Source organism: Staphylococcus coagulans, from assembly GCF_002901995.1.
GTDB lineage: Bacteria > Bacillota > Bacilli > Staphylococcales > Staphylococcaceae > Staphylococcus > Staphylococcus coagulans.
The window spans coordinates 194,301-206,429 of the sequence record NZ_PPQN01000011.1; the positions used below are offsets into that span (position 1 = coordinate 194,301).

Annotated in this window: 13 protein-coding genes; all 13 read right to left on the minus strand. The window is 33.4% G+C overall.

The genetic code is table 11. From position 1 onward, the window contains the following. Positions 1–11 precede the first annotated feature (11 nt). On the minus strand, positions 12–323 hold the full coding sequence (locus tag CD118_RS03255; protein WP_050330811.1) for an MTH1187 family thiamine-binding protein: 312 nt from the start codon (positions 321–323) through the stop codon (positions 12–14). After that, entirely contained in the window at positions 324–1,310 is a 987-nt protein-coding gene (locus tag CD118_RS03260; protein ID WP_103356235.1) for an ROK family glucokinase, read from the minus strand. Then, entirely contained in the window at positions 1,303–1,509 is a 207-nt protein-coding gene (locus CD118_RS03265) for a YqgQ family protein (RefSeq protein WP_016425177.1), read from the minus strand. The genes CD118_RS03260 and CD118_RS03265 overlap by 8 nt, the downstream gene beginning before the upstream one ends. 1 nt (position 1,510) lies before the next feature. After that, complete coding sequence (locus tag CD118_RS03270) at positions 1,511–2,950, minus strand: rhomboid family intramembrane serine protease (protein ID WP_103356236.1); 1,440 nt, start codon at positions 2,948–2,950, stop codon at positions 1,511–1,513. Positions 2,951–2,967: 17 nt separating this feature from the next. Further along, a complete protein-coding gene (locus CD118_RS03275) occupies positions 2,968–3,507 on the minus strand; it encodes a 5-formyltetrahydrofolate cyclo-ligase (RefSeq protein WP_060829855.1) in 540 nt (179 codons plus the stop codon). 379 nt (positions 3,508–3,886) lie between these two features. Beyond that, positions 3,887–4,036, minus strand: coding sequence for a 50S ribosomal protein L33 (gene rpmG, locus CD118_RS03280; RefSeq protein ID WP_016425180.1), 150 nt, complete (start codon positions 4,034–4,036; stop codon positions 3,887–3,889). A gap of 74 nt (positions 4,037–4,110) precedes the next feature. Continuing rightward, entirely contained in the window at positions 4,111–4,761 is a 651-nt protein-coding gene (gene phoU / locus CD118_RS03285; protein WP_050330807.1) for a phosphate signaling complex protein PhoU, read from the minus strand. A 2-nt stretch (positions 4,762–4,763) separates the two neighbouring features. Then, positions 4,764–5,648, minus strand: a complete 885-nt coding sequence (gene pstB / locus CD118_RS03290; protein ID WP_050330806.1) for a phosphate ABC transporter ATP-binding protein PstB — start codon at positions 5,646–5,648, stop codon at positions 4,764–4,766. Between the two features lie 40 nt (positions 5,649–5,688). Then, positions 5,689–6,567, minus strand: a complete 879-nt coding sequence (gene pstA / locus CD118_RS03295) for a phosphate ABC transporter permease PstA (protein WP_103356237.1) — start codon at positions 6,565–6,567, stop codon at positions 5,689–5,691. Position 6,568: 1 nt separating this feature from the next. Further along, positions 6,569–7,468, minus strand: a complete 900-nt coding sequence (gene pstC, locus CD118_RS03300; RefSeq protein ID WP_425353199.1) for a phosphate ABC transporter permease subunit PstC — start codon at positions 7,466–7,468, stop codon at positions 6,569–6,571. 201 nt (positions 7,469–7,669) lie between these two features. Next, complete coding sequence (locus CD118_RS03305; protein ID WP_050330803.1) at positions 7,670–8,635, minus strand: PstS family phosphate ABC transporter substrate-binding protein; 966 nt, start codon at positions 8,633–8,635, stop codon at positions 7,670–7,672. Between the two features lie 369 nt (positions 8,636–9,004). Further along, positions 9,005–11,041, minus strand: a complete 2,037-nt coding sequence (locus CD118_RS03310) for a peptidoglycan D,D-transpeptidase FtsI family protein (RefSeq protein WP_103356239.1) — start codon at positions 11,039–11,041, stop codon at positions 9,005–9,007. A gap of 227 nt (positions 11,042–11,268) precedes the next feature. Continuing rightward, the gene (locus tag CD118_RS03315; protein WP_060829850.1) at positions 11,269–11,868 is read right to left on the minus strand and encodes a superoxide dismutase; all 600 of its coding nucleotides are present in this window, start codon (positions 11,866–11,868) and stop codon (positions 11,269–11,271) included. Positions 11,869–12,129 lie beyond the last annotated feature (261 nt).

Consider the following 12,129-nt stretch of genomic DNA (forward strand, 5'->3'; position numbering starts at 1 on the left):
ATCCCTCTCATTTACTGTAAATGTTTTCTCACTGATTCTAATTTATCATTCATCTTTCTATTTTTATCACGACGGTCATCGATTCTAATATTAGTGCAAACACGATCTAAACCTTTATCAAATGGTAGTTCATGAATGGCTTGAACAACTTCAAATAAATCAGATAGCTCGCCTTCAATCAATGTGTTCATGGGTGTTAATTGATAGTCGATCTTACCTTCTTGTTTGAATGCCTCTAATTTTGTTTGGATTTCAGCGATATATTTACTTACACTTGGTCCTTCAGTTCCAACAGGGATTACTACGACATCTACTATAGCCATTTAAACGCGCTCCTTTTCTATAATATAAGTTTTTATTAAACCAGCTGCACCGACAATACCAGCATCATTGCCGAGTTCTGCACGTACAATTTCTGTACCCTCTTGTGAAGGTGTAAATGCAAGATGATGATATTCTGTTTTAATATTTTCAATTAAAATATCTCCTGCATCCGACATACCACCGCCAAGAATAATATATTTCGGATTTGTCGTAACACTGATAATACTTGCTAAATAAGCAATGTATTGTGCAACACGTTCGGTAATAAATATACAAAATTGATCACCTGCTTTAGCAGCATCAAAAACTGCTTTAGCGGTGACTTTATTATCTTTAATCAATTGTAGAATTGATGATTTAAATGTCAATTTAGGATAATAGAAATTGACTAAATTAACGACGCCCGTAGCTGAAGCAACGGTTTCGATGCAACCCGATTTACCACAGTTGCACTGGAAACGTTGGTCATGATCCACTCTGATATGTCCAAGTTCGGCACCTGAGCCATTATGGCCATGTACAATCTCGCCGTTTGAAATAATACCGCCGCCGAGTCCTGTACCTAATGTTATCGCAACAACATCCTCAGCATCTTTGCCCGCACCACTATGTTTTTCTCCTAATGCTGCAACATTGGCATCATTGTCGACATAGACCGGGAATGAAACCCACTCTTGCATGATCTCTGAAACATTGACACGGTCAGGCCAGTTAAGGTTGACTGCACCATTCACAATCCCAGATTTAAACATAACTGGACCGGGAACGCCTATTCCTAATCCAAGAACGTCATTCATTTCAAAGTTATATTTATCTATTTGGTTTACAAAAGCATCATATATTTGTCGTAATAAAACACGACCAGTAGGATCAGACGTATCGGTTTCAATCGACCATTTCGAAAGTTGTTCTAGATTATCATTAAAAATCCCAAGTTTACAAGTCGTACCACCAATATCTGCTGCTAAAATCAAATGTTTACTCATCTCTGTTCATCCTTCTTTGGTTAATTAATAATTTAGATTGGAGAAATTCTTCTCTAGTTATTAATTCGTGTCGATATAACGTCTGAATTTCTTGTTCAATCATTTCTAGCATATCATCTTTATTATCAAAATAAATGATAAAACCATATTTTTTAAGTAATTGAAGTACATCATAAAATGTATTAAGTTGTGTCTGCATGTTAATCATCCAGTTCTTTTTTTAAATTGATATAATCCTTATTTTTAGGATCATTTTTTAGTACTTGTGATAAATATTTATTTGCCTTTTTATTATCACCTAATGACCGGTTTGCTATGGCTAATTCATAATTGAGTGGTGTTGAATTTGGAAAGAGCTTGACACCGTGTTCCCATTCAGCCATAGCCTCGGCTTTTGAATCTTGTGTTGCAATAATTAGACCGGATAAATAATATGTCATGTCGTCTGCATAGCCATTATGGTAAGTCTGCTTAACCATATCTTTAGCTTCACTAAAATGATTGCTATACATCTCATCTTGAATGATTTGATTATAAATATTGATATCCGGTGTTGTATATATTTTCACGAGCATACCAATGGTAATCACAATTGTGAATGCGACTAAAATGTAAAAGTATTTTCGCATTGCTACAAATAAATAACCTAAATAAGTAATAAGTCCCCCACCTATTAATCCGCCTAAATGAGCGACCACGTTAACATTTTGAATGAGCAATGTAATTCCCGTCATAATGAGTACAGCAAGAATCATTTGTAACATCATTTTTCGTTCAAAACGTTTGCTGATAATCATCAATGCAAGTAATGCGCCAATTAATCCAAAAATAGCCCCACTCGCTCCTAATGAAAATCCCTTTGTAATAAACGATAACGATAATAAGTTGCCAAAAATTCCTGAGAAAAAGTAGATACCAAGCATTTTAAGTGATCCGACAAAGGATTCTACTAATTTCCCAAATATATAGAGTGACAACATATTAAAGAGTAAATGTTGAAAATCAATATGTAAAAATATCGAAGACAACAGTCGGTACCATTCTCCATGGACAACATTAAAATGGCTTAATGCGCCTAAGTTAATAATTTCATAATCTGTATGATGAGGTGTAAAAAAAGTTACGATAAGCCAAATAAGTACATTTATAAAAATCAAAACGTAAGTTACCGGAGTAAAACGATACATTGCACGTTCGATAATATTTGGATTCAATACACGCTTTTTGTACTCTTTTTCTGTTTTATTATCTTTATGTCTCAAATTTCTTTTGATTAGAAAGTGATCACTCATTTGATCAAATGCTTTGATTGAATCAATACAATGAAAACGAACCCGAACAGGTTGATGTACATTGAATTGAGTGGGATTAAACGATTTCTCCGTCATTACATATACATCATAACGATTGGCATTATAACCTATGAAGTTTGTGATATCATCATGATGTGAAATGAGGCGCTCTTTATCAAATTCTAATTCTTGGGTTGTAAAATGACCTTGTTTAAATATAATAATATGATTTTGTTTTTTATTGCCAAGCCAAATCTCGCCTTTATCTTGATCAAAGTGTATACATTCGTAGTTTAAGTATTTTATCCATAAAAAGCTTGCTTTCCATAAGTGCTTTTCTTCAAACATATAAATCCTCCAGTTATTTATGTTTCTGCGATGATTAATTCAGATACCGGGTAATCATGAGGCTCAACGGTCATCAAGTCTGTCATTTGTATATCATAAACGAGACTTAGATTCACTGGCTGATATTCTGACAAAAATCGATCAAAATAACCCCCGCCATAGCCAATACGATAACCATTTTGATTAAAAACAACTCCTGGTACAATTACCAAATCTAATGAATGATTGATAGGTGTTTGATGTTTAACATATCGGATCCCTCTCTCATCCATATCAACTTGATTTAAGTCAAACAGCTGTTGAAATACCATCTTTTTTTGTTGATAGTCAGTAGAAGGTACAAAAACTAATTTATCGTTTTGTAATGCATGTAAAATAATCGGGTCTGTATTGATTTCATGAGGCATGGACATTACAATACCGATACGATTGGCATGTTGATACTTTGGATGTGCAATTAATTGTTGAAATAGCCATTCGTCAGCTACACATTTTTGCTGGGGTGAGAGTGATTTCATCTTATTTAAAGTTTCTAACCTCAATGATTTTTTGTTCAATTAACATCACTCCCCTTTTGTCACTATTATATCGTGCTTGTTAACTGGTGTCATGGAAATATCATTATATGACAATTGAATAAAGTATATAACAATTGATTTAATGTCGTAAAATAAGTGCTTTAGCTACATTTATAGTGGTACGTTCCAACATCCGATTATAGAATAATGAGCCAGAAACAGTTTCCTAAAGAAAGTAATAAAAAAAGGGGCTAAAAATACCTATGACTAATAGATATTTTTGCCCCCTTGGATAAACAAACGTCTAAAACTTGTAATAAAATCTTGTCTAGAAGTTTGAAATCTCCGTGATTTAAACTGATTTAATCATTAAAATGAGTTGAATTATTTATGTTCCAAACTCACTTACATGAAATGATTACTTAGTTTCACGATGTAAAGTTTTTTTATTATCTCGTGCACAGAACTTATTCATTTCAATTCGTTCAGGATTATTTCTTTTGTTTTTAGTAGAGATGTAATTGCGATCTCCACATTCTGTACAAGCTAATGTCACATTAACGCGCATAGCGGTATCCCTCCTATTCTTTCTTCAAAATACGACTTCATTATCATATCATTTAAAGCAGAAATTGGAAAGTGTTATTTCTCATAAGTCTCATATCGATTTCCTGTAATAAAATAATAAATATGTTCAGCAATTTTGACGACATGATCACCGATTCTTTCTAAATATCTTGCGACTAAATGTGCTTGTCCAGCAACGAAAGGATCGTTATCAATCAAGTATGTTGTATTAATAATTTGCTTATATAAATCATCAATATCAATATCACGTTCAATGATTTCTTTAACTAATTCTAAGTCATTATGACGTGTGGCCTCTTTTAAGTCTTTGAGCATCAACATAGAAAGATGTCCCATAGCTTCGAGCCGCATCATAATATAATGATCTGTAAATTGTGCCCGTGTGCGTATTTTAGCTATATTTGCAGCATTATCGCCCATTCTTTCAAATTCAGAAGCGATTTTAAGTGTTGAAATCATAAATCGTAAATCTTTAGCAATAGGCTGTTGCCGTGTAATCAGCATGACAACTTTCTCATTAATATCAGACTCCAATTTATTAATGTCTTCATCTCTTCTGATAACCTGTCTTGCATGGGTAACGTCTTTATCTGATAAAACTTTTATCGATTGTTGTATCATATCATAAACGTTTAAACCTAATCGACGAACATCTTTAAATAGGTCACTTAACTGGTCTTCATATCTTTTCCTAATGACAGTCATGATTATCCAAAACGTCCAGAAATGTAGTCTTCTGTTTGTTTATCAGAAGGATTTGAGAAGATTTTATCTGTATCGTCGTATTCATTCACATGACCATTTAAGAAAAATGCCGTTTTATCAGAAACACGCGCTGCTTGTTGCATATTATGTGTAACAATAATAATTGAATAATCTTTTTTCAAATCTTGTACAAGTTCTTCCACTCTTAAAGTAGAAATCGGATCAAGTGCAGAAGTTGGCTCATCCATTAAAATAACATCTGGTTCAATAGCAAGGCATCTAGCAATACAGACACGCTGTTGTTGTCCACCAGAAAGACCGTATGCATTTTGGTTAAGGCGGTCTTTTAATTCATCCCAAATTGCTGCACCACGTAACGATTTTTCAACAATTTCATCTAGTATTTTTTTATCTTTTATCCCATGAATTCTTGGGCCGTAAGTGATGTTATCATAAATTGATTTCGGGAACGGATTTGGCTGTTGAAATACCATTCCTACATTTGTACGCAATTTTTCAACAGGATAACGCTTGTCAAAAATGTTTTGATCTCGATAAAATACTTTTCCTGATGTTTTCACAGAGGGTACCAACTCCACCATTCTATTTAATGCTTTTACATAGGTTGATTTTCCTGATCCAGAAGGCCCGATAATGGCAGTAACATTTTTCTCTAAAATATCTAAGTTGATATTTTTTAATGAATGCTGCTCACCATACCATAAATCTAAATTCTGAGTAGAATAAACAATTTGACGATCTGCGTCTTTCAGTACATTGTCCTCTTGTTGTTGTGTTGTAGCAATAAATCTTTTATTTTCATTTTTAACTTTGCTATTACTGTTTACTTTGTTTGTTTCTGACTCTAGTGTATTAAGTTCAGTCATAGTAAAACCTCATTTCAAAACGATTTTAAAATTTTTCTTGTTAATATTTTTTAGAATACTTGTTTCTGATAATGACAGCGATTGTGTTTAATATTAATAAAATGGCTAATAAGACAATTATGGCTGCAGATGAAAGTGATTGAAAATCAAGCCCTGGTTTTCTTGCCCAATCATAAATTTGTAAAGGTAATGTTTGGAAAGAATCTAAAATGCTATTTGGTGTTCTTAACAAAATAGTCGGAATCCCAATTGCGACTAAAGGTGCTGTTTCTCCGATAGCTCTCGAAATTGCTAAAATAACCCCTGTCACAATACCAGGAATCGCTGCTGGCAAAACAACATTTTTAATCGTTTGCCATTTATTTGCTCCTAAACCATAAGAAGCTTCTTTAACTGAATTAGGAACGGCTTTCAAGGCTTCTTGGCTTGCTACGATAATAACGGGCAAGATGAGCAATGCTAATGTTAGTGCAGCAGCAATTACAGAATTACCGAGTTTCAACAAAGCCACAAATATTGTTGCCCCCAATAAACCATATACAATGGAAGGCACAGAAGCTAAGTTAGAAATGTTAACACGGATAAATTTAGTAAAAGCATTGTCTTTAGCATATTCTTCTAAATAAATGGCACTTCCAACACCAAGTACTAAAGCGATAGGAATAAGTGTCATCATGAGCCATAATGTCCCAATGACAGCACCTTTAACCCCCGCTGTATGCGCAGATGATGAAGAGAAATTTATGAAAAAGTCACCAGTCATGACTGGAAGGCCTTTTCTTAAAATATCGATAATTAAGATAGCTAAAACAATTAAACCGATAAGTGTACATATCAAGAATATCGTTTTAAGCACCTTATTCTTTGTCATACGGCCAGAGAGTTTTTTCTCAACCTCAGCTTGATTGATTAAATTCATTTTAATACTCCTCTCTGAAACGTTTTGTAATCATTTGCGAAATAAAATTCATTATTAATGTAAAGATAAATAATGTGAACCCAACTGCATAAATACTGTAGTATAAATCAGAGCCATTTGTTGCATCACCTTGTGAGACTTGGACAATATAAGCCGTCATCGTTTGGATAGAATGTGTTAAAGATAAATCAAACGACGGGCTTGACCCTGCTGCAAGGGATACGATCATTGTTTCACCAATTGCACGAGAAATAGCTAATACAATTGAAGCCATAATTCCTGATGTTGCTGCGGGTAAAATCACTTTGAGTATCATCTCTAATTTTGTTGAACCTAAGCCAAGTGCACCTTCTCTTATTTTGTCAGGCACTGATGACATCGCATCTTCACTCATACTTGCAATCATCGGAATAATCATTACACCGACAACGAGACCTGGACTAATTGCATTAAAACTACTAATGCTAGGAAAAATTGCTCTAATCACAGGCGTTACGAATGTCAATGCGAAGAAACCATAGACAATTGTCGGTATACCGGCAAGAACTTCTAATATAGGTTTAATGATTTTACGTGCTCGTTTTGATGCATACTCGCTTAAATAAATAGCTGCACCTATTCCAACTGGAACAGCTAAAATTGTTGCGATTAATGTTATATTCAGTGTTCCGAGAATAAGTGCCCAAATACCATATTTTGGTGTCGAACTAAATGGATTCCAATCGGTTTCTAAAAAGAATTTAGAGATGGGGACCCGTGTAAAAAAAGTAATCGTTTCAGTCAATAATGTAATGACAATCCCTATTGTTGTTAAAATAGAAATTGCTGCAATCGTAGCCAATATGATTGGCACAATTTTATCACTCAGTGATGAACCAGAATGACTCTTCTTTTGGATCATCTCTCTAATATTGTTTTGCGATTTCATATTACGCGCTCCTTTTCTAAAAAGGGCTGAGACATAATCATTTGATTATGAAACTCAACCCTTTGACACTGTCAATCATGATTACAACTTCAATGTGGATTTTTGTAATCACTTCCGTAAATGAATATGCATGATTGTCAGAATATAAAACTTATCATATTATGACTGCTTCGATTATTTCTTTTTATCTCCAGTTAATTTATCAAGTTTTTTCATCTGTTCTTCATATTTATTCTTAGGTAATGCGACATAATCAACACCTTTAGATTCTGCTGCTTTACCTTTATCTTCTAATGTGTATTTTAAGAATTCTGCAAATGCATCATTTTTCTTAAGTTTTTCATTATTAGCATAGATGAATAACGGTCTACTTAAAGGATATGAACCATCTTGGATTGTTTTGTGATCAGGTGAAATGGCTTTACCATTTTTATCTTTAATTTTAACTGCTTTTAAATTCTTTTCGTTTTCTTTATAGAAGTTAAATGCGAAGAATCCGATACCATTTGGATTATCTTGAACTGATTTAACAATGACATCTGTATTTTGGTTTTTCTCAGCTTTAATATCTTGTTTGTTCATAACCTCTTCAGAGAAGAAGTCGTATGTTCCGTGAGATTGGTCAGGTGAAAAAGCTTTAATCTCTTTATTTGGATATTTAGAGTTAATATCAGACCATTTTTTAGCTTGGCCAGAATAAATCTTTTTCAAATCATCTAAAGATAATTCTTTTACAAAGTCATTATCTTTGTTAACTGCAATTGTTAAACCGTCTTTTGCAATTTCAAATTCTGTATAATCGATGTTTTTGTCTTTTAATTGATTTTTTTCTTCATCTTTGATTGGTCGTGACGCATTTGAAAAATCAGTTTTGCCAGCAATAAATTGTTTGAATCCATCACCAGTTCCTGAAGTCACGTTTTCAACTGTGATATTTTTATGATCTGAAGAAAAGTTTTCGTTTAATTTTTCAATGATAGGTGCTACAGTTGATGAACCATTACCTTTTACAGAGCCCTCAACATCCGAACCTTTAGAATCATTCCCTTTGCTATCATTACTTTGTCCAGCTCCGCCACACGCACCTAAAATTAATGAAGCGCTGATAACTGTAGTGCCCAATACTTGCCATTTTTTCATTGAAACATCCTCCTAGAATTAGTGGTTATCATATTGTTTACATCTTAAGGATACAAATCATTTATTAACTATGAATGAATGTAATGTAAAGTTTATGTTAATTATGAAATTTTGTAGTGTTTCTTTATGACATACACTGATTTTATCCTTGATTGCGCGTCGTTAAGATTGTACTCACATATTTGCGCTATTAGTCAATCATTTATGTTTAATCACTGAATACAGGTTGTTGGTATGAGATCTAGACAACGCATCACTAAAAATGATGGATATAAAACAGCTCTAAGATGATTGTTTCATCATCTTAGAGCTGTTTTGACTTCGTAACTAATATAAAAGTATTTGAGATTACAAAGCAAGTCTTTATCTTTATTTAAAGTAGTAATTAATAACATCTCGGCCTAAGTCGCCACCATTCAACCATGGTTCAGGAACAGGTTGGTTGGTATAAACGATTGAGAATGCAAGTTTCGGATCATCTTCAGGCGCATAACCAACATAAGTAGAATTAACGCGTGGTTCGCCATCTTGGAAAACTTCGGCTGTACCCGTTTTACCTGCAGAACGAACTTTTGTTTTGCTGAAACTCGCGTAACCTGTACCAGCAACTTTATTAAAGGCCATATCAAATCCGTCTTGAACTTCTTTTAATTCGTCCGGCTTGTTATTGACGCGGTTTAAAACTCTACCATTAATTTTATGTTTGACAGGTCCTAAATCATCATTTTTTGTTGCTTTTCGAATTTCTTTACCAATATGTGGCTGAATTCTAAAACCATTATTTGCAATTGTTGATACATATTGTGATAGCTGTAATGGTGAATAAGTATCATATTGGCCAATTGCGAGATCAAGATAGTTCCCTGGATTATTTTTTAAAGGTTCAATTTGTCCAGTGACTTCATTGGGTAAATCAATACCAGTTTTCACACCTAGACCGACTTGGTTTAAACCTTTTCGTAATTTTTGTCCAGGAATTGTTACATCTGTTGGTAAGGCCATGTTAGGTTGGTACTCAAGGCCAGCCAGTTTTAATGCCGTTTTAAACATAAAAACGTTGGATGAATGCATGAGTGCTTCTTTATCATTGATTAATTTTCTACCATCTTTGTTGAAGTAAGATCGTTTTGTAGAGCCGCCTTTAAAAGTTAAAGGTTCATCAATCATTTGTTCACCAACATGGATGACATTGTTTTGATAGCCAGCTAATAAGGTTGCCCCTTTAACAGATGAACCAACAGCGTATTGCGTCGTGAATGTGCCGATATCAAAATCTGTAAGTGAACCGTCTTTATCAATTTTTTTACCGACCATGGCTAAAATATCACCGTTATTAGGGTCTTGCACAACCATCATTGCCGTATCCATATCTTTAGCGCCTTCTGAACGTAATTTTCTAATTTGTTGTTCTAAATATTCTTCCGCTTTTTGTTGTAACTTAATATCTATCGTTAAGACTAAGTCATCACCGCGAGAACCTTCGTTCACCACTTCCGAATCAATGATGGCTCCAGATTTATCAGTGGTATAGCGCATTTCTTTCTTTTTACCTCTTAAAATATTTTCATATTGTAATTCTAAATAACTTTTACCCACACGGTCATTTCTTGAATAACCTTTAGATAAATATTCATCTGTTAATTCTTTTGGCAGACCTTCTTCAGGAGTTGAAACACTTCCTAATATACCTCTTAATGTTTTTCCATAGGGATATTTACGATCCCAATCCATTTCTGTATTAATACCAGGCAAATACGAAAGTTTTTGTGATACAGAGGCATACTCTTCATCAGTGACCTTATCATTTTTAATTGTTCTCGGACTTAATGTTGAGCTCTGCATCATCTCTCTATAAATAGCCAACACTTGAAGATCTTTTTTAGATAAATTGTCTAAATCTTTATCACTGATTTTATGGCGCAATTTGTTATCGTAATCATCTTGAGAAATATCACCGTTCTCATATAATTGTTGTTCTTTTTTCATTAATTTTTTGGCTTGATTAGGATTCTTTTGAATCCAAAAATCTTTTTTATCGCGTTCCGTGATTTTAGAAGTATCCATTTTAATTAATTGAGATAACTTTTTAGCGGTATCCATAATCTCATCTTGATTTGTATTTTTACCTCTAGTATATGTAATTGATTTTTTTGATGCATTATCTACGATGACATTACCATTACGATCTAAAATACGGCCTCTTGGCACAGACTCATTCACTGTCACATTCTCGCTTTCACGAATCATTTGATTATATTGTGAACCTTGAACAATTTGTAAATAACCTAGCCTTAAGACAATGAGTACGAAAGCAAAAATAATGACTGCGAAAATAAAATTGACGCGCTTGTTCATTCGTAGACGCATCTTTTCATCATTTGTTTTTTCTTTTAATCGTTTTAACAAAACAACCGACCTCTATTCACCATAGTTCTTCTTAAAATAATATATGATAAAAATACATTTGGCTAATGTTTTGTGGTAAAAAGTATAAAAATATAGCAACCCTATCTCCTTATACTTATTTGCCGTAATATAATGTGAATGACGCTGATCTATGTATCGAGGTCCATTCTAAAATAAAAAAAAGAGGTTGATGGCCCATGAGCCTCAACCCCCTTCTATATCGCATATTATTTCGCTGCTTGATATAATTCGTTAACTTTTTCCCAGTTAACAACATTCCAGAAAGAATTGATATAATCTGGGCGTTTATTTTGATATTTAAGGTAATATGCATGTTCCCATACATCTAAGTTTAAAATTGGAGTTTGGCCATTAGTAAGTGGACTATCTTGGTTAGGAGTCGTTACGATTTCTAATTGACCATTATTCACTACTAACCATGCCCAACCTGAACCAAATTGACCTGCAGCTTTATCAGCAAATTCTTTTTTGAATGCATCTAAAGAACCCCATTGTTCTTTAATTTTATCTACAACTTCACCTTTTTCTTCTGAGTTAGGTGAAATAATTTGCCAGAAAAATGAGTGGTTTAAGTGTCCACCACCATTATTACGAACTGCAGTACGTTTATCTTCAGGCACACTGTCTAAATTAGCAATTAAATCTTCAATAGATTTATTTTCTAAATCTGTACCTTCAACTGCTGCGTTTAACTTTGTTACATACGTATTATGATGTTTGTCATGATGTAGCACCATTGTTTCTTTGTCAATGTGTGGTTCTAATGCATCATAGTCATATGGTAATTTTGGTAGTTCAAATGCCATAATTAATCATCCTCCTAAATTTGATTCCATGATAATTGTATCAACATTCATCATCTTGTCACAATTAATATGCTTACAAATTGATGAATATCATTTTGACTACATACTTATATTATAGCGCAATTTCAGCAGATTTAAACATTTTAATCATCAAATTATCTATATATAAAGTTTTTTAAATTGCTTGACACTTTTTATTTGTAAAATGTTATTGAATTAATTAATTGTTATCGATGAAACATATTTTCAATGCTCTAATGG